The organism is Streptomyces colwelliae, assembly GCF_048158785.1.
Classification (GTDB): domain Bacteria; phylum Actinomycetota; class Actinomycetes; order Streptomycetales; family Streptomycetaceae; genus Streptomyces.
In genome coordinates this window covers 17,884-36,452 of sequence record NZ_JBLTJC010000073.1, presented here as the reverse complement: position 1 = coordinate 36,452, position 18,569 = coordinate 17,884, and the positions used below count along the sequence as shown (strand labels likewise).

Sequence of the window (18,569 nt, the reverse complement as noted above, 5' to 3'; positions counted from 1 at the left end):
GTGCCATGACTGGCCTGGGCCCGCAACCCATTTCCCGCCGCCCACAGCACCTGGATGATCTTTAGGCCCGACGGCGCACCGCTCCCCGACCTCGAACTACTGCCGGCGCCCCTTCAGCCGGTCACCCGCGACCTCGTCCTGGCAGGGACCGGCGGCATCATGCCGCGCCGCGCCACCGTGACCGGCATGGCTGTCCCGCTCCGCCTCGCCCTCCCCCTGATCCTCGATCCCCGCCAGGGAGAGCACGCCTCGGTCACCGGATGGCGCCACCCTCTGCGCCTGGCCCTGACGTGCGTGGCCCAGCAGCGCGTCCACCCGGCCCTCACCGACCAAGGCCAGGGCTGCTGGCGCATCGGCCCGATTACCGAAACCCTGCGCACCGCCGTCACCGACGTCGCCGCGCTGATGGCCCCCGAAGGTCACTGCCTCCTCGCCGGCACCAACCCCATCCGCGTCCCGTCCCCCGAACACGCGGTGTGGCCCCTGCTCGACGCCGTCGCCGACACCATGCTCCGCACCCCCGGCACTCCCACCCTCCTGGGATCCGGCCCTCACACCGGGCCTGCCGGCCAGGATGCCGATGCGACACCCGAGTTGTGGAGGTGGGCGGACGCGATCGAGGACACCGTCGATCCCCACCCCACCCCGCGCCTGGTGCTGCGTATCAAGGAACCCGACACCGCGGGCACCATCCCGTCCGCACCTGCCGTCCTGCACCTCGCCGCCCCCGATCAGGACGACACCGTTGCAGCGATCACTGTCTGGGACGGGGCACCGCACAGCCAAGCCGAGCTCACCCCCGCCGCCCTGCCCGCTGTACGCCGCGCGCTGCGCCGGGCCGCCCGCCACTACCCGCCCCTGGCGCAACTCGCCGCCCAGGAACGCCCCCACCGCATCTCCCTGGACGCCCAGAACCTGGCCCGCCTCCACGGCCACGCCACCGCCCCGCTCGCCGAGGCCGGCATCACCGTGCAGTGGCCCCCCACCCTCCTCGGCGCCCTCACCGCCACCGCCGTCATCGGCACCCACGACCCCGGCGACGAGGACGAGTCCCCGACGGGTGGCGGATACCTCGCTCTGGAGCGACTGGTGGACTGCCGCTGGCACATCAACCTCGACGGTGACCCGCTGACCGAGCAGGAGATGACCGCGCTGGCCGACGCCGCGTGGCCGCTGATCCAACTACGAGGCCGCTGGCTCCTGGTCGACGCCGACACCGCTCGCCGCGCCCGCGCCCGAGACCTCGCACCCCTGCCGTCCCTCGACGCGCTGACCGCGGCCCTGTCCGGCACCCTCACCCTCGACGGCGAAGCCCTCGAAGCCCGGCCCGCCGGCGCCCTGGCCACCCTGGTCGGCACGCTGCGCGGCGCCCCCGACGCCCCCCGGGCCGTGCCGTCGCCGGCCGCCCTGAAAGCGACGCTGCGCCACTACCAGCAGCGCGCCCTGACCTGGCTCGCGAACATGGTCGACCTGGGCTTCGGCGCCTTGCTCGCCGACGACATGGGCCTCGGCAAGACCCTGACGACCATCGCCCTGCACCTGAACCGCGTCGAGACCACCCGCGCCGCTGGCCCGACGCTGGTGGTCTGCCCGGCCTCCCTGATCGCGAACTGGGAGCGCGAGATCGCCCGCTTCGCGCCCTCCACCACGGTCGTGCGCTACCACGGCGCCGACCGAACCCTCGACCGCGACGCCCTCGACCCCAACACGGTCGTCATCACCACCTACGGCACCGTCCGCCGTGACACCACATCCCTCGCCGCCGCCGAGTGGGGTCTGGTCGTCGCGGACGAGGCCCAGCACATCAAGAACCCCACCTCCGCCACCGCCAAGGCACTGCGCACCGTGCCCGCCCGCGGCCGGATCGCGGTCACCGGCACCCCGGTGGAGAACAACATCACCGAGCTGTGGGCCATCCTCGACTGGACCAACCCCTCCCTCTTCGGCACCCGCAAAGCCTTCCGCACCCGCTACAGCGCCGTCGAGAAGGACTCCGCCTCACCCGCCGCAGCCCAACTCGCCCGGCTCGTCGGCCCGTTCATGATGCGACGGCGCAAGACGGACCCCGGCATCGCCCCAGAACTGCCGGGCAAAGTGCACCACCACCGCATCGTCGCCCTCACCGAAGAACAGATCGGCCTGTACGAGGCATCGGTCCGCGACACCATGGACAAGATCGCCACCAGCACCGGAATCCAGCGCCGCGGCCTGGTCCTCAAGCTGCTCCAGGCCCTGCGCCAGATCTGCAACACCCCCAGCCTGTATCTCAAGGAGCCGCTGGACGACGCCGACCCGGCCGGCCTCTCCCTCCGCTCGGGCAAGCTGGCAGCCCTGGACGACCTCATGCCCACCCTGGCCGAGCGCGGCGAAGCCTCCCTGATCTTCACTGGGTATGTACAGATGGGCCGGATCCTCGAGCACCACCTCCGCGCCCGCGGCCGCTCCGTCCGCTTCCTCCACGGCGGGACGCCCCCAGCGCGCCGCCAGGACCTCGTCGACGCCTTCCAGAACGACCCGGACCCCGCGCCGGTGTTCATCCTGTCCGTCAAGGCCGCCGGCACCGGACTGACCCTCACCCGGGCCGAGCACGTCGTTCACTACGACCGGCCCTGGAACCCGGCCGTCGAAGACCAGGCGACCGACCGCGCCCACCGCATCGGCCAGCACCGCACCGTCCAGGTCCACCACCTGATCACCGAGGGCACCGTGGAAGATCACATCAACGACCTCCTCGCCCGCAAACGCGCCCTTACCGACGCGGTCCTCACCTCCGGCGAGAGCGCCCTCGCCGACCTCGACGACACCGAACTCAACGCCCTCGTCGCCCTGGGAACCCGATGACCGGCTCCGGCAACACCCGCAACATGGCCCCCCTCGTCGCCGCCTGGAAACAAGCCTTCCACCTGGCGACCAACGGCTCCGGCTCCTACGGCAAGGGCCTCAACCTCCACCGCAACGGCGCCGTCGCCCAGATTCACGCACAGCCCGGCCGCCTGGCCGCCGCCGTCACCGCGAAGAAGGCCACCCACCAAGCCGTCCTGCTCCTGCCCGAACTGACCGACAGCCAGTGGGACACTCTCGCCGACCGCCTGGCCGGCAACCCCCAAGCCGTCGCCGACCTCCTCGCCCACCGGGTCCCCGCGGCGATCGCAGACCCCGGACACGCAGGCGGCGTCGCCATCGTCCCGGACGCAGAAGAGATCACGTTCTCCTGCTCCTGCCCCACCGGCCACGCGGGCCGTGTGTGCGACCACAGCGCCGCCCTCGGCCACGCCGTCACCGAACGCCTCGCCGTCACGGCCTCCATCCTGCTCGGCGCCCGCGGCATGCCCGCCCGCAGCCTTGCCGCCCTCGTCCGCGACCTCATGGCCGACACCGACCCCGGCACCCTCCCGGCAGACGCCGACGGAACCGTCCGCGCCGACCAGCTCTACTCCCTGGCAGCCCACCGGCCACCGCACTCCCCGCCCGACATCGACCTCGATCCCATCGTCCCGGTCACCACCACCCTCGACGACCCGCCCATCCCCGGGCCCCGCGCCCAAGACCTGGCCTGGATGACCCAGGACGCCGCCAACCGCGCCCGAGCGCTCCTGACCGCCATCCCGGACCCACCCCACGACGACCTCGCCGACACCGTGCGAATCCTCGCCAGCCCCCACGGCATCGACCGGCTACCCGCCGCCGCCGACGCCACCGGTCTCACCGAAACCACGCTGCGCGCCATGATGATCGGCTACCGTCACGGCGGCCCGGCCGGCGCCCATGCCACCCTCGCCGCAGCCACGATCCCGCCGAGCACCCTGGAACAGGCCGCAGAGGCCCTCCGCGCCTCCCGCGCCGTCACCCTCGGCATCATCGACATCGCCGACGGAGCGATCACCGACTCGACCGCAGGCGTGCAGATCCGGCCCGGTCTCGACGGTCGGTGGCACCCCTTCACGCTCTGGCGAGCCGATGAGTGGCGTCCCGCCCCCGGAGCCTGCGACGATCCCGCCGAAGCATTCCGCGCCGCTCGGCGCGCCCGCGCCGCACGACCGCTCAGCCGGTAGACCGACCCACCCGACCAGGTCACCCACTCCGAAAGATCCACCGCATGCTCTTGGACCCGCAGACCGGCGTACGCGCCTACCAGTTCATCGTGGACCGCCTCGACGACCGGCGCCGCGAGCAATACCCCGACGGCCGCCAGGCGTACGAGGACGACTGGACAGCCGCCCACGCTCTGGAGAAGTCCTACGCCGAGGCCGTACACGCCCAGGACCCCGACGGCACAGCCGAGCACCTTCTCCAGGAGCTCATGACCATGGCCGCTCCGTGGCGAAACCATCCGCACCACCCGGACAACGACACCGAGGGCGGCCACCAGCCCGACGACGCCGTGCCGGGCAGCCGGACATGAGGCGGCAGTGGGTCCTTCCGTGCGGCATGATCGCCGCCATGGTGGTGCTCACGCCCACCGTGCTCGACACCCGCAGCACGCCATGGACCATGGGATGGGTCACCATCCTCCTCGGCGCCCTCGCCGTGCAGATGCTGCTGATGCTCGTGGACCATCTCGCCCCCGATGCGGACCGCCCCGAGCACGACGACGTCCCGGAAGCCTGAGCCCTCCTCCCGGCCGCGGCCAGGCTGTCGGTGCCGGGCATTACAGTCCGCATGTGCGTGACATGACAGCTGTGAGTGCGGAGGCAGCCTGGCTGCTCCTGGTCGGTCTGGCGGTGGTCGGTGCGATGGTGACCCTCGCTGACGGCCGCCTACGCTGGTACCCGAGGGGTCTGCTGCAGTGGTGCATGGTCATCGCTCTGGCACAGGGGCCGTACGGAATGCTCCTGGCCAGCGGGTTGATCCCGCAGGCCGAGACTCCGGCCGTCCGCATCGTGATGCTGCCGACGTGGATCGCCGGCGTCGGATTCGCGGTCTGGAAGGGCAGACGAGCCGTGCTCGGCAGATGGGCGGATCAAGAGCTCGGCAGATGGGCGGATCAAGAGCTCGTCCGGATCCTGGGCAACCTCAACGTGCTGACCCGGATCACCGCGCTACACCGCCGAGCCGAGGGCGCGGATGCTAGGGAGCCCCTTCTGCAGGAGGCCCGGACCGCGCTGGGCCGTCGCCGCGGCCGTGTGGCCTTGCTGTCCTTCGAGAAGGTGCTTGAACAGATGGAGGCGGAGCATCGATCCACCGAGGAGTGGTCCGAGCTCCGCTCACGGATCCGTGCGCTGGTCACCAACTTTGTTGGCGGACCACAAAACCAGCTCGTCGCGTCCTGACACTCCGCCGCCAGACCGACCTGAGCCCCGCGACGTCCGGGGGACCCGTCCCGACCCGGCGTTCCCCAAGCTGGGCAAGGGCGGCCCTCAGCCCTCCGCCCGTATCAGGACGACCACGGTGGCGTCGTCGCGGAACCCGCTCTCTTCCGCCGCGACGAAGGTGTCCGCGAGCACGGAGGCGCAAGGCCGGCTGCCAGCGAGCCGGAGCCAGGGAATCCCGAAATCCGCAGGTTCGCGGCCAAGTCGGCTGAGATCATGGCCAGACGGTCAGTTCATGATCACGGCACGGCAGTGGGGGCGGCGATGGACGAGAAGAACACGGTGCGCGCGGTCGCGATCGACTACAAGGCAGTCCTGCGCGGGCCGGGACACGCCCACGAAGGGATCGCCGAGCTCTTGCGGTGGCTCGATGAGCGCGATGTGGCCTGGGTTCTGCTGACCAACGACCCGATGGACGCGAAATCGGCCCTCGCTGCGGCCAGTCTCCCCGAACCGGCCCTGCACTTGTGCCGCGACGACATCCCGGACAAGGCGAAGCGCGGAAACGGCGCCTGGCTGGAGGCGGTCGCGGACAGACTCGACCTGCGCATGAACCAGCTCATCCTCATCGGGACCTCGCAGTTCGACTGGTACACAGGCATCCACGCCGGAGTCGTCCACATCCACGCCCGCTGGGCCAGCCGCCTGGGAGCGAAGATCACCTCGCTGATGTCCGACGAGCCCGCCGACGTCATCGAACTCCTGAAGTACTTCCTGCTGCACGAGCCCCGCTGGGCGTTCCGTCTCGATGACGAGGACCGCGCCTTCGCGATTCGCTCGATGCTGCCCTTCAACGCGCGGTTCCCCCGCGGCGGCGGCCGGACCTTCACGATCAAGGACATCTTCACCTACGAGAACACCGTCAAGGTCGGGGACGAGGACGCGCGTGATGTCCTGATGCTGCACCTTCTGTGTGCGGCCTACCTCGACGGTGCGCTGCCTGGTCGGAGCTTCTTCTGCGTGTACCCCAGCAGTACACCGGCCAAGGGCAACCCGCAGCTCGCCGGCTTCCTGCGGCGCGCCAAGGTCATGACCGGCTCCTCCTACAAGGAGGACCTTCTCGAACGCGTCACCCAGGCCCCGGACACCAGCCTGGAGCGGTACAAGAGGAGCGTCGGCCAGTCGACGGGCCGGGACATCTCCATCGCCGCCCAGGCCCGCACCGTACGAGTCAACCCGGCCTACAAGAAGAAGATCGTCGGCAAGACGGTGATCGTCTTCGACGACTTCACCACCGAGGGCAAGTCCCTAGAGTGGGCCCGCACCCTCCTCAGCGAGGCCGGAGCAGCACGGGTCATCGCACTGACCATCGGAAAATACCCCTCGCGCCACACCGTCTACCAGCTGCGTCCCGGCGTCACGATCGATCCCTTCACCACCAACGACATCACCCTGACGCACTTCCAGACGACGACGGGCCCTGGAGGAGCGGAGGAAGGGCCGTCGGTAGTCCTGACGACGGCCATGGAGCACTTCGCTGCCGCTGAGGAGGTCGCCGTCGAACCCCAGGCCTCTGAGGCGGCCCCTGCCCGGATGGCTCATCCGGCACCCCGCCCGGTTCCTGCTGGCACCCGCTCTCCCATGACCGCCTACAAGATCGCCCGGCAGCGGCACCTCGCCGACATGCTCACTCACCTCCAGCAGAACGCGTACCCCCTCGTCTGGCGAGGCGAGTACCTCGTGCCTACCGGGGAGACGACGACCACCGCTCTGTGGTGGATTGCTCTGCCCGGACAGGTCGAGCAGTGGTATGACACTCGCGAGGCGGAGCGCCTGGTCAGCGGCATCTGTCTGGCGGTAGGGATCATCTGGGAACCGGTCGCGGCGCCCGGCGGGGCCACCCAGCTCGCCGAAGCCCTCGCCCGGATGGAGCAGCGGCGGCACGCCTGAAAAATCGGTCCGAGGGCCCCTTCCCGCCCGTACGGGGGCCGCGTACGCCATGATGGAAGTGGCCCGAGACACCGCTTCATCCTTCGAACATCCCGGGGCCACGAGTAGAAGGACACCTTGATGGACCTCGATATCACCGCTGACCAGCACGATCTGCTGACCCTGTGCGCGCTGCGCGCCGGCGATGCCACCCTGGACTGGAGTCTGCTCGCCCGCAGTGCCCAGAGCCCCGAGGGTCTAGCAGCGCTCATGGACGGACAGCTGCACGAGGACTCGCGTGCAGCGACGAAGAACCGCCCCCTGCTGCAGCAGGCCCTGGCCGTCGGCCTGGACGATGCCCGCGCCCGAGTCGACGAGGAACTCGCCGCAGCCGGCAAGGCCGACGCGCGCCTGGTCACGGTCCTGGACAAGGACTACCCGGCGAATCTGAGGCTGATCGGTAACTTGCCGCCGTTCCTCTTCTACCGCGGCGAGCTCGATCAGCGCGACGCCCGCTCCATCGCCGTCGTCGGCACCCGTCAGGCCTCCGAGGACGGGCTTCGCCGTGCCGCCCGGATGGCCCGCGAGCTCGTCGAGCACGACGTCGTGATCGCCAGTGGCCTGGCCAAGGGCGTCGACGCGGCAGCCCACCAGGCCACGCTCGCTGCGGGCGGCCGGACCTTCGCTGTCATGGGCACCGGCATCGCCGCCCCGATCTACCCGGCCGAGAATCGGCCGCTCGCCAAGGCGATCCTCGCTGCCGGCGGCGCACTACTGAGCCAGTTCTGGCCCACCCATCCCCCGGCCAGGCACACCTTCCCCCGCCGCAACGTCGTCACCAGCGGCACCACCCTGGGCAGCGTCGTCATCGAGGCCTCCAGCACGTCGGGCGCCAAGATGCAGGCCCGCCTAGCCGCCGAGCACGGCAAGCTCGTCTTCCTGATCCGCTCTCTCGCCGACACCCAGCCCTGGGCGAAGAAAATGCTGGACGAGGACCGGGCGATCCTGGTCACCGCCTCCAGCGACATCACCGACCGCCTCGGCCAGGCAGCGGACATCCAAGCCGCCGGCCAGCAGCGCCAGCAGCTCGCCCTGGCCGGTCTGTGACGGCAGGCCTCCCGGATCCGGCAGGCTTCCCAGGCTGCCCAGTGTGCGCGTACCGCATCACCGGCACCGCCCGCCTGTGCTCCGACTGCGCCGGCCGCACCCTCCAGCCAGTCGCCGAGCCCCACTGCCCGGTCTGCTCCCAGTCCGTCGCGCCCGGCAGACAGTGCAGCAACCGGGTGTGCGCGCTATCGGAAGCCGAGCGGGGGTTCTCCCGCGTCGACGCAGTGGCCATGTACTCCGGAGCCCTGCGCGACAAGATCCACACGCTGAAATACGAGGGGAGGGCCGGCTGGGCGATGATCTTCGGCCGGCTCCTCGTCGGCTGGATGGAGAGCCACCCCGAGGAGATGCGGGGCGTCGACCACGTGGTCGGCAACCCCACACACACTGGCCGCCAGCCCATCCGGCACATCGAGGCGATCATGGATGCCGCCTACACGGAGGACGTGACCCGAGCCTTCCCGCTCAGCCCGCCGGGCGCGCATCGGCTGGTGAAACACGCCGAGACGCCACGGTCCGCGAACCGCACCCTGGACGACAAACGCGCGGCCGCCACCGCGCATGCCGCCGCCCTGACTTGGACCGGAGACACCGGCGACATCAAGGGAGCCACCATCCTGCTCGTCGACGACGTCTTCACCAGCGGTTCGCAGCTCCAGCACGTCGCGCTCCGGCTCCGGGCGACCGGCGCCGCCGACGTCCGGGGGCTGGTTCTCGCCCGAGTCCCCTGGAGCGGATGAGCCCCCGACGTGCCGTGTCGACCTCACGCGGCCTGCCCAGGGCGGTGATCAAGCGGCGGCTGAGGCGCTTCTGGGAGATCTGGGAGGAGTAGCCCGGCGTCACCGGCCAGGGCCGGTGACGCCGTGGTCGGGGCGTCCGCATCGGGGATCACGACGATCCCGCCGAGATGGTCAGTGACCCACGGCGGAGGAGGCCGGCCTTCCAGGACGTCCCGGACGTAGTCGGGGACCTCGGCCCGCAGACCGCAGAGCATGTGCGCGAGGTACGGCACAGAGAAGTGCCCGAAGTCGTTGGGGACGTTCTGGAAGAGGGCGTTGGTGACCGGGGTGGCGCGTTGCATGACTGCGGCACCGGCGAACTGGCCGTTCCTGATCTGTTGGACCGGCCGGAGAAGTTCTTTTGCCACCCGGCGAGACCCCCGCTGAGGCTGCCGCAGGAAGCGCTCGAGGTCCTCGTCCAGCCCGCGCGCGAGAGGCACGATCGGCGCGTCCAGGCCGTCGGGGCTGGCGATGTCCTCGACGGGGATCGCGTCGTGGAAAGCCATCACGCCCGCACTCGTCCCGCCCAGCCCGACCGCGGTCTCCGCTACCAGGGCGGAGACGGTGGATACACCAACCCGGTCACGTTCCTTGCAAGGAATGTCGTCATGGGTGCGATCGCAGTTCAGAGTCGATCGGTACTGCGAGTCGCCGCAGTACAGGACGTAGGCCGCGGGGACGTCGAAGCGGTTCGCCGCCCTGATCAGCTTGGAGAGCTGCGTCCGGTCGTCGCCGCGCGTCTTGTAGGTGAAGTCGACGCTCCAGCGCCTGCCGTTCACCTTCAAGATCTTTGCCTGGACAAGGAGCCCGTAGCAGGTGCCGTCCCGGTCCACCCACCACCACAGCCAGTCGGCTCCGTTCTCCTTCTCGTGATCGGCGGTGAACTCGACGAACTGGACGCGGGGGCTCGCGGTGGACAGGAGTACCTGGGTTGCCGCCACCTCCAGGAACATCCCACCGGCGCCCAGCATGCCGGTCATCAGACGATCCACTGCCGTCCGGCCCTGCCGGAGTGCCTCGTACGGGCCGGTCTCATGACCGTGGGACTGGCTCAATGCGGCTGCCCTTCCTGGCGACTTGGGAATGGCTTCTTCTCAGTATCCCTCCCCTTCACGGCCATCATCGGAGCGTTCGCGAAGCTCGGAAGGCGCCAGCGAAGTCGCGATGCCATCCAGCTTCTTTTTCCTCCTCCTGCTGGGCCCGGCATCCAGGCGGTACTCGTACTGACTCGTGGGGAGTGCACTCGCTGGCGTCAGGGCGTAGCCGGACACACGGCGCCCGCCGACTACGGTGATCACCATGACACTGGGGGAGAGGCTGCAACGCCACGTGGGGCAGGCGGTGGTGGCGACGGCGATCACCAGCGAGGCCGTCATGACACAGCTGCGCGGACCGTCGGCCGGCATCGCCGTCGGTGTGGCGGCGGCGGCCGGCGGACTGTGGTTGGTGCAGGGCCGCGCCCGGCAGAAGTCGGCGATCACCATGGGGCCGTCGGCCCAGGCGTTGACCTGGCAGGTCCACGCAGGCCGCAAGCCCGACCCGTCCGACAGCGACACGTACCGCCACATCGCCACCAGGATGCGGCAGACCACCGAGCACGTACGCCGCACCACCGCCGAGCGCGGACTGAAGAAGGTCACCCTGGCCACCTCCAGCGAGACCGGCAGCTGGGCCGACGCCCGCTCCACCGGCCACGGCCGCCGAGGCCACGTGTGGCTCGGCATGCGGTGGCTCCACCCCCGTCACACTAACCACCTCCCCGCGGTCCTGGAGCACGAACTCGCCCACCTCCAGCGCCGCGACACCGGCAAGCGCATCGCCGCCGAGTCCGCCGCCGTCGCGGTGGCCGGCCTGGCCGCGGGCCTGCTGCCCCTGCCCGCCTTCGCCCTGACAGCAGCCGCCGCCTGGGCGCTGAACACCCTGTTCTTCTGGTGGGGCGAACTGGCTTGCGACCTCGCGGCCGCCCGTGTCTGCGGCCGGACCGCCGTGGCCGACATGTGGCGCGAGGACCTCGACCGTGAACGCGCCCGCGCCGTGCTGCCCCGGATCTGGGTGGCGGTGCGGGGCCTGCGCACGCACCCGCCACTGCGCCTGCGGATCCTGTGTGCCGAACACGTCCCGTTGCCCGACGCACGCGGGCAGGCTGTGCATCCGCTGCACACGCCGGCCGCCAGTTGATCCGACTTCCTCGCCCACTGCTTCCCGGCCACGAGCCCGCGCTGCGCGCCGACGCGTGATGGGATTCCCCGATATGTGCGATAAGCGGCTGGTTGGCGCGGTACTTTGTCGAGCAGTCCCCCTGGACGCCGCGTCCCCCCGTGCGCTGCGTCCGGGGGTGTACTCCGCCGGTTCAGGCGTGATCAGCCGCCCTCCGGCCGCGGCAACCCGCTCTCGCGACCCTCTGCCGCGACCGGCTCTCTCTTTCACATGGAGGTCACCGGCTCGCAGCGCCGGGGTTCGGGATCCGGTAGACCGGGGTGGCGGGTGCGAGGGGGAGGTCGGCGCGGACCCGCGCGCGGAGGAAGAACCGGCGCTCACGAGTGAACGTGACGCCCTCGACCGCACCGTCCTTGTAGACCGGCCCGACGAGCCGCCCGTCACTGTCGCGGATCCCGATCCGCACTCCGGGCTTCCAGTGCGCCCGCCGCCACGTGCCGACGACGAGCGGCCCTCGCGAGCCGGTTGGCGCCGTGCGCTGCTCGGGCGGTCCCTCGGGTGGAGGGGTGAAGTCCAGGACACGGACCCCATGGAAGCCGCCGGCCTGCCCGGCCTCGCTCGTGGCGATCCTGCCCAAGGTGCTGCGCGACGTGGGGCGCGGACCGGGGTCCGGCAGAGCGGGCGGCTGCGTCCATCGGGCGAACGCCAACTGCGCGGCGTACCCGTACAGCACGCGGCCGCCGCCGTGTTTGCCGTACGCGGTCGGCTGCAGCACTTGGCATCGCTTCCCCGTCGCGTCGAGGGAGGAGATGAGCAGGAACCCGGACGTCGTGTCGAGCTGGCCATCGGGCTGGGAGGCGAGCAGGCCGCCGAGGATGACTGGCTCCGGTCCCACGCACACGCCGGCCTCGATGAGCGCGGCGAGCTCGTCGTCGTCGGCTTGGGCCGCGCGCAGGGGGACGGCGTCGTGTGTGATGAGCGACCAGGGGGCCGGCAGCCGCAGAGCCTGCCGGGTCGGTTCGTCCAGCGGGGCGGTGGTGACCACGTCCAGGGCGAGCGGGGCGGGGACCATGTGCGCGGCGGAGAGGTAGGCCGCCGTGCCGGTCAGGGCGCGCAGCCACCGTACGGCTCGGTCCTGCTGCACGGCGTAGGTGCTGGCGGGGAAATCCTGTTCGTCCAGCAGACCGGACCGCAGCGCGCCGACGTCCGCGGGCACCAGGCCGGACAGGTCCGAGGGCAGGCGGCGATGGATCCGGGCGAAGCGCCGCTCGAGCTCCCACTGGTCCCGCTGGGTCGCCAGTGCGGCCGCGGCGACGTCGATGACGACGTCGTCCGGCCCGCACAGCGCGAGGACCGCCTTCGTCTCGTGAGGAGCCAGCTCCCAGTCGATGTCGTGCTCGTCCGCGAGTCGCTGTGCCTCTCCGCACTCGGCGACCACTCGCTTCCACAGCACCGCCAGCTGCTCGTCCCAGGATCCCGATCTGCCGGGCCCAGCGCCGGGACCGAGAAGGAACTCCTTCCAGGCGCCCGAGGTCAGGGCGGTGAAGGTGAGGCCGCTGTCACGCGTAGCCGGGGCGGCCGGCTGTGCGAAGGCCGTGTCGAGGAGGTTCCGAACGCTCATGCCCTGGTCAACGATGGCGCTCGGTTCGAAGGCACCCTGTCCGTGCCCTGCGGCGGCTCTGCGGCGAGCCGCCTGGGCTTGGTCACTCCTCGCGTTGCTGCTGGGCCTCGTCGAAGGCACGCAGCGCGGCCTGACGAGTCTGCTCGATACGGGCAGGATCCCGCGGCGTGTGGTCCTCTTCGGCCCCCGCGCCGCCGTCAGCCGCCGCCATCATGACGTCGAGGGCCTTGCGCCGCGCGGCCTCACTCAGCGGCGGCCGTCCGCGCAGCGCCCCGATCGTCATCAGCGTCAGCACGTCGTCGCTCGTGGTGGGCCGCATGCGGCCTTCGAGAAGTTCGTCCAGCCGCCAGCTGTCCGCGATCTCTTCCCACGTCACGTCCGGCCCTGATTCGTCGCTCATGCGTTTCCCCATCCCAAAATGAATCAACCACAGCAGTCACCGCTTCCGGCCGGCCGGGATCCCCGACCGGCGGTGCTCACACGCTGCGCATGACCGCCACGACCTTGCCGAGGATGGACGCCGCGTCGCCGCAGATAGGCTCGAAGGCGTCGTTCTCCGGCATGAGCCACACCGTCGAGCCATCCCGCTTGAGCCGCTTGACCGTCGCCTCGCCGTCGATCATGGCGGCGACGATCTCGCCGTTCTCGGCGTCCGGCTGCACCCTGACGGCGACCGTGTCGCCGTCCATGATGTGCGCCTTGATCATCGACTCGCCGCTGACCGTGAGCGCGAACACCTTCCCGCTGCCGACGAGTTGCCTCGGCAGCGCGAGCACATCCTCGACCTGCTCGTCGGCGGTGATGGGAACGCCGGCGGCGATGCGGCCGACGAGTGGGGTGTGGACCACCGAGGAGTCGGACACCGCGTCTTCGGGGCCCGCTTCCACGGCGACGTCGCCCTCGGGGCCGGCTGTCGTGGTGGGGACGTAGGCGCGAGGGCGCTTCGGGTCCTGTCGCAGGACGCCCTTCTTCACCAGAGCGCCGATCTGATGCGCGACGGACGAGGTGCTGGAGAGCCCGGCGGCCTGGCCCAGCTCCCGCATCGACGGCGGGTATCCGCGGTCTCTGATGCTGGACCGGATGGCGTCGACGATCCTGTGCTGCCGGTCGGTCAGTCCGTCCTCCCGGGTCACGATGCCCGGAGGGCGCCCGACGTACCGAGACGTTGTGGCCTCCATGATGTCCCCCTTCGTGCTCTTCCAGGTACGAACCGTAACCCGAGATTCCGGGAAATGGCACAGATATTCGACCTGTTTTCGCTGGCCAGACGGCCGCGGGGGTCAACTCGCAGCCCGGAGCGGAAGATGGTGCTGCGTACGGTTACACCCATGACATTGCCGCTGGAAGACGACTCGAGGCCGCCCTACCTCCAGGCTGCCGAGGTGCTGCGCGCCGGGATCCAGACCGGGGAGTACGCCCGCGGGAGCCGACTGCCGTCGGCGCGGGTACTCCAGGCGCGCTTCGGAGTCTCCAGCTCGACGGTGCAAAACGCGCTGAGGGTCTTGAAGCAGGAAGGCATGGTCTACTCCGTGCTCGGGCGGGGCAGCTACGTCAGCAGCACACACCCCGGCCTCCCGCCGGCGGCCCGGACGGAGTTTCCCCACGTCGCCAACGACGTGATCGACGAGGAACACGACCCCCGGCCCCCCTACGTCCGTACGGCAGACCTGCTCAGGGAGGAGATTCGGTCCGGCAGCTTCGAACCGGGCGGGCGGCTTCCCTCCGCGCGGGAACTCCAAGACCGCTTCGGGATCGCCAACTCGACCGCACAGAACGCGGTGCGCGTACTCAAACGCGAGGGCCTGGTCTACGCGGTCAAGGGCAAGGGCGTGTTCATCCGCCGCTCCGCAAGGCAGGACGAGCCCCACCTTGGTGCGACAGAGCTTTCACCACAGCCGAGCTTTCACGCGCGGCCGCGAACCGATGTAGAACTCGCCGCAGACCTGGCCGCCGCCGAGCAACGCCTGGCGCGCGCCGCCGACGCCTACACCGCGGCCGGTGCCCAGCTCGACATCCTCACTCGCGAGGCCCTGCGCCGCGGCATACCCGTGCCAGCCGCAGCGCGACCGTGTTCGGAACCCGTCACACCCCGCGTCGCGGGCTGACCCGAGAGCGGCCGATTCTCGGTTCCCGCCCCGAGAGAACCCCTGACGGTGAACGATGGTGACCGTGATGCACGGGGACGTAGGAACAACGCCACCGCTCGACCGCACCTTCTGCTTCATCGCCTTGGAGGCGGCCGTCCAGTGGTGGGGAGCCGAAGCACCGGAGGACCCCGGAGCCGGTGAGCTGGCACAACTACTGGACGAGATCGTAGAACGCCTGACTGGGGATCGGAGCACCAAGCAGGCGCGATCGACCGCCAAGCTCCTGGCCCAGGCGGCCGAGGCGATGAGGGCGGTGGCCCGGCTCGGCGGTCTCCTGCCCGCGATCTCGTTGTGGCACCTCAGGACCGCGCTCCGACACGAAGCCGTCGCCCGCGACCAACTTGCCGAGCACAACGACCCCCAGCCAGCCGCGTCCCGCTTGTAAGCCGCGCCCCGCACCGGCGAACGGCGTGGCGCCCCCTTCGAGCCGGGCCCGAGGACTACAGTCGCGCCGTGCGGCATCGGTCTGCTGCTCCTCACGCGAACCTCGGCCCCACGGGTTCAAGGCGGAGGCGAAGAAGCGCGGCTTCGATCAGCTGCACCCCACTGACCGCCATACCGCACATCAGTGCCTGTTCCTCACGCTCCGCGGGCCGACGGAGCTGAGCGAAAGGTGCCTGAAGCCATGTCGGCCACCCAGATCAGCAGCCGGGCCCGGACCTACGCCCTCTACACCGGCGCCCCCCGCCAAGCCGCCTGCGACGCCGTCACCGCCTTGCAGCCCGGCGCGCCCCTCATCCCGGTTCCGGCTCAGCAGGTGCAACTGCTCCTCGAATCCGAGGTGTTCTACTGGGTCCTCAACTCGCAGAGGCACTTCTTCGAGTACCCCTTCGGCATCCGCTACGTGCAGCCGACCCCGCACGGCCTCAGGCTCCACCTGGAGAGCAACGACAGCCTCGACAGCCTGCTGGGCGGGCTGCTGCCCTGCCGCGCACCGATGCGCTCCGGACGAGACGAAATTTACGGACTCAACGGCGTCCGGATCTGCGCGCGCACCGATCGCGGTATCGAGCTCCGCCGACTCGGGCAGCCGACCAGCATCCAGCTCACGGGCCCCTCGCGCCGTGCCTTCCAGAAGGCCGAGGCGGCCCTCGCCCAGCAGATCCAGAGCAACGGCGGAGAAGCCTGCTGGCTGGCCGGCGACACCTGGACCCCTTACGAGAAGCAGTGGGACGACGAACGCCAGCCGATCGCCTACGAGTCCACCTGGCGCGACGCCGCTTGGCTGCCCAGCGGACTGCTGCGCCGCCTCGGTCTCCTTCACACGGTCGCCGTCCCCCAGGTCGTCACCGGCCACGAGGCGAGGCTGGGGGAGTGGTGGATCCTGCAGCTCGAACACGACTCCGACACCGGCCTGCGCCGCGCCGAGCTGGTCCAGGCCCTGACCGACCCGCACCACGGTCTGCCGCTGGAGCTGTGCGGCCACCGCGACCTGACGCCCGGAGAAAGCCTCGGGCTGGTCCTCCTGAAGTCCCCGGATCGCACCGCCGCCCTCCAACTGCGTTACGACCGGATCGACTACCCGATCAAGGAGAATCGCGCCCAGATGTTCGCGGCGATCCGGCAGCGCACCAGCGCTCTGACGGGCGAAGCCTCATTGCCGCCCATGCCCGGGTGCTCGGGCACCGGTTGAGCCGACCTGCGCCGGCGATGTCGTCAAGGCCGCAGTCACTCAAAGGGATTGCCGCAACCGGGCGAGGTCCCACGACCCGCGTGCTTGCCGTACGGTTTCCGGACTGCGCCTGCCGGGGGGAACGGCAGGCCGGACCGGGGAGGGGACGGCGTCCAGATGGTCGGGGATGAACAGGAGACCTGGGGCGAACACGCGATCTGCCGAACCGCAGATCCGGACGAACTCTTCGTCGACGGCGCGGCCCAGAACCGGGCCAAGGCTCTGTGCACCGGCTGCCCGGTGCGCACCGAGTGCCTCGCCCATGCCCTCGACAAACGCATCGAGCACGGCGTCTGGGGAGGCATGACCGAGCGTGAACGGCGCTCCCTCCTGCGACGCCGGCCGCTGGTCACCTCCTGGCGCCGCCTGCTCGAAGCGGCCCGATCAGAACATGAGCGCATCGTCCGGTCCGACGACCAGCCGCCCTGGAACGCCACGGGGTGATCACCCCCGCTCGCACAAGGCCTTCGGAGCCCGCGTCACCGGAATGCGGTCGCCGGACGGAAAGCGCGAGAACGGCGCTGTCGGTGGCGCCTGACAGGATTCACCGATGGAGATCAGCAACGCGCCACGCCACCCCGTGAACCAGCAGCGCCTCGACCAGGCCCTCGGCGACAAGACGGACCGTGTCCAGGAGCGTTTCGAGGACGTCTATCAGCGTGGCTTTCCGATGCGCGTGATGCTCGAGGAACTCGGCCACGAGCTGCTCGACCACGTCGCAGCGCGCACCATCCAGGACCCCGACCTCGACGACGAGGGCACTCGCCTCGCCCTGGTCACCGCTGCTGAATGCCGCCTGGGCGTGCTGGACCGGGGCTGCTTTCCCCACGGCGACTGGGCGATCCCCTTGCCTTTGACCGGGACGCGTCTGACCAGCGAGGAGCTGGACTATGACGAGATGCACGACGCGACCGACACGGTCACCGCCCGCACATGGGTCGACGCCTTCGATATCTGCGTCTCCAGCGGTCTGGTGCGGGACTGGGAACGGGTGATCGGTCTGCTCCTGCGCAACGACTTCGCGCCCGCACTGCGCAACAGCCTGCCCCACGCGGGCCGGGACTCCGTCTCCGATTCGGCCGACCTCGCGCAAATGGACGCCCTGTGCGGCTACCTGACCCCGGCCCGCGGTCACCTGCCCCGAGACTGGCCACAGGTGACGCTGACCAAGCCATCGACGGACGAGCGACTGGACGCGGCCCTCGCCTTGGACGCGGCCCACGCCGTGAGTCCCGACCAGCGCCTGCTGCGCGTCCTGCTCCGCGACGATCAGAGCGCCTTCGAGCGGGCCTTGGACGAACGACTGGCGCAGCACCGTGTCGGCGTCGGTGAGAATCCCGCGCCCGGGAGTCTGCTTCCCTTTGGCGCGATCGCCTTGGCCGCACTCGCCGTGCAGGCGCATGGCTGGGACCTGCGGACCAGGTCCGCCTACCTTCCGACCTCGCTGCTGAAGCCGCCTACCCCTGTCGGCTCCTGACCCGGCAGAACGGTCGTCGCCGGACCTCGGGGGTTACAGCAGGTCCACGTCCGCGTCGACGTACCCGTACTGGCGGGCCATGTGTACCAGCGCCTCCCGCAGCCGGCTCAGGCGTCGCCGCCACGCGTGACCATGGACGGCGCCGGTCTTCGGTCGCCTGCGGTGGTGGTTCGCGCGCCGAGGACCGGTGAGCTGCACGGCCTCGCGCCGGGCGAGGAGCCGCCCACTGGTCTGGCCGGCGGCATGCGGCTCTTGTGCAGCGGCCACGGAATCGAGGTCCCGGTCGTGCGGCCATACGCCGGGGAGTTCGACGAGCGCAGAGCGTGCCGAACGTGCCTGGCTGTCGCCCGGGGCGAACCGCCCGCCCGGTACTTCGCTGTCCACTGTGCCGCGTGCGGCGCCGCCCGGGCTTTCACCCACGGACCTGACGG

The 18,569-nt window shown here is 70.5% G+C and carries 19 protein-coding genes; 14 read left to right on the top strand and 5 right to left on the bottom strand.

Features of this window, described 5'->3' with window-relative positions:
• The first annotated feature begins 54 nt into the window (after positions 1-54).
• The 8 genes from ACNFOC_RS17675 to ACNFOC_RS17640 all read left to right on the top strand — a co-directional run bounded on the left by ACNFOC_RS17675 (position 55) and on the right by ACNFOC_RS17640 (position 9,025).
• Positions 55-2,841, top strand: coding sequence for a DEAD/DEAH box helicase (locus ACNFOC_RS17675; RefSeq protein ID WP_416960064.1), 2,787 nt, complete (start codon positions 55-57; stop codon positions 2,839-2,841).
• Positions 2,838-4,052 (top strand): hypothetical protein, encoded by a 1,215-nt coding sequence (locus ACNFOC_RS17670; RefSeq protein WP_416960063.1) that lies wholly within the window; start codon positions 2,838-2,840, stop codon positions 4,050-4,052. Before ACNFOC_RS17675 ends, ACNFOC_RS17670 begins: the two co-directional genes overlap by 4 nt.
• Positions 4,053-4,096: 44 nt before the next feature.
• Entirely contained in the window at positions 4,097-4,402 is a 306-nt protein-coding gene (locus ACNFOC_RS17665) for a hypothetical protein (protein WP_331734097.1), read from the top strand.
• 38 nt (positions 4,403-4,440) lie between these two features.
• Entirely contained in the window at positions 4,441-4,608 is a 168-nt protein-coding gene (locus tag ACNFOC_RS17660; RefSeq protein ID WP_416960062.1) for a hypothetical protein, read from the top strand.
• 62 nt (positions 4,609-4,670) lie between these two features.
• Positions 4,671-5,270 (top strand): hypothetical protein, encoded by a 600-nt coding sequence (locus ACNFOC_RS17655; RefSeq protein ID WP_416960061.1) that lies wholly within the window; start codon positions 4,671-4,673, stop codon positions 5,268-5,270.
• Positions 5,271-5,573: 303 nt separating this feature from the next.
• Positions 5,574-7,199: a hypothetical protein gene (locus ACNFOC_RS17650; RefSeq protein ID WP_385296527.1), complete on the top strand. Its 1,626-nt coding sequence runs from the start codon at positions 5,574-5,576 to the stop codon at positions 7,197-7,199.
• Between the two features lie 120 nt (positions 7,200-7,319).
• Positions 7,320-8,285 (top strand): DNA-processing protein DprA, encoded by a 966-nt coding sequence (locus ACNFOC_RS17645; protein ID WP_331734107.1) that lies wholly within the window; start codon positions 7,320-7,322, stop codon positions 8,283-8,285.
• 41 nt (positions 8,286-8,326) lie between these two features.
• Positions 8,327-9,025 (top strand): ComF family protein, encoded by a 699-nt coding sequence (locus tag ACNFOC_RS17640; protein ID WP_406003943.1) that lies wholly within the window; start codon positions 8,327-8,329, stop codon positions 9,023-9,025.
• Between the two features lie 23 nt (positions 9,026-9,048).
• Here the strand turns inward: ACNFOC_RS17640 and ACNFOC_RS17635 are convergent, their stop codons facing one another.
• Positions 9,049-10,044, bottom strand: a complete 996-nt coding sequence (locus ACNFOC_RS17635; RefSeq protein ID WP_385296534.1) for a DUF6615 family protein — start codon at positions 10,042-10,044, stop codon at positions 9,049-9,051.
• 319 nt (positions 10,045-10,363) lie between these two features.
• Between ACNFOC_RS17635 and ACNFOC_RS17630 the strand changes: the two genes are divergently transcribed.
• Entirely contained in the window at positions 10,364-11,242 is an 879-nt protein-coding gene (locus ACNFOC_RS17630) for a M48 family metalloprotease (RefSeq protein WP_416960060.1), read from the top strand.
• Positions 11,243-11,498: 256 nt separating this feature from the next.
• Here the strand turns inward: ACNFOC_RS17630 and ACNFOC_RS17625 are convergent, their stop codons facing one another.
• The 3 genes from ACNFOC_RS17625 to lexA form a co-directional block, all read right to left on the bottom strand.
• A complete protein-coding gene (locus ACNFOC_RS17625; RefSeq protein ID WP_416960059.1) occupies positions 11,499-12,842 on the bottom strand; it encodes a hypothetical protein in 1,344 nt (447 codons plus the stop codon).
• An 82-nt stretch (positions 12,843-12,924) separates the two neighbouring features.
• Positions 12,925-13,242: a hypothetical protein gene (locus tag ACNFOC_RS17620; protein ID WP_416960058.1), complete on the bottom strand. Its 318-nt coding sequence runs from the start codon at positions 13,240-13,242 to the stop codon at positions 12,925-12,927.
• Positions 13,243-13,318: 76 nt separating this feature from the next.
• Positions 13,319-14,020: a transcriptional repressor LexA gene (gene lexA / locus ACNFOC_RS17615; RefSeq protein ID WP_416960057.1), complete on the bottom strand. Its 702-nt coding sequence runs from the start codon at positions 14,018-14,020 to the stop codon at positions 13,319-13,321.
• A gap of 150 nt (positions 14,021-14,170) precedes the next feature.
• Between lexA and ACNFOC_RS17610 the strand changes: the two genes are divergently transcribed.
• From ACNFOC_RS17610 to ACNFOC_RS17590, 5 genes are all read left to right on the top strand, one after another.
• Positions 14,171-14,947 (top strand): GntR family transcriptional regulator, encoded by a 777-nt coding sequence (locus ACNFOC_RS17610; protein WP_416960056.1) that lies wholly within the window; start codon positions 14,171-14,173, stop codon positions 14,945-14,947.
• 67 nt (positions 14,948-15,014) lie between these two features.
• Complete coding sequence (locus ACNFOC_RS17605; RefSeq protein WP_200726545.1) at positions 15,015-15,374, top strand: hypothetical protein; 360 nt, start codon at positions 15,015-15,017, stop codon at positions 15,372-15,374.
• Positions 15,375-15,614: 240 nt separating this feature from the next.
• Positions 15,615-16,622, top strand: a complete 1,008-nt coding sequence (locus tag ACNFOC_RS17600; RefSeq protein WP_200726544.1) for a hypothetical protein — start codon at positions 15,615-15,617, stop codon at positions 16,620-16,622.
• Between the two features lie 156 nt (positions 16,623-16,778).
• Positions 16,779-17,105: a WhiB family transcriptional regulator gene (locus tag ACNFOC_RS17595; RefSeq protein ID WP_416960055.1), complete on the top strand. Its 327-nt coding sequence runs from the start codon at positions 16,779-16,781 to the stop codon at positions 17,103-17,105.
• A gap of 106 nt (positions 17,106-17,211) precedes the next feature.
• A complete protein-coding gene (locus ACNFOC_RS17590) occupies positions 17,212-18,138 on the top strand; it encodes an immunity 49 family protein (RefSeq protein WP_416960054.1) in 927 nt (308 codons plus the stop codon).
• Positions 18,139-18,171: 33 nt separating this feature from the next.
• Here ACNFOC_RS17590 and ACNFOC_RS17585 read toward each other — a convergent pair whose 3' ends face one another.
• The gene (locus ACNFOC_RS17585) at positions 18,172-18,558 is read right to left on the bottom strand and encodes a hypothetical protein (RefSeq protein WP_416960053.1); all 387 of its coding nucleotides are present in this window, start codon (positions 18,556-18,558) and stop codon (positions 18,172-18,174) included.
• Positions 18,559-18,569 lie beyond the last annotated feature (11 nt).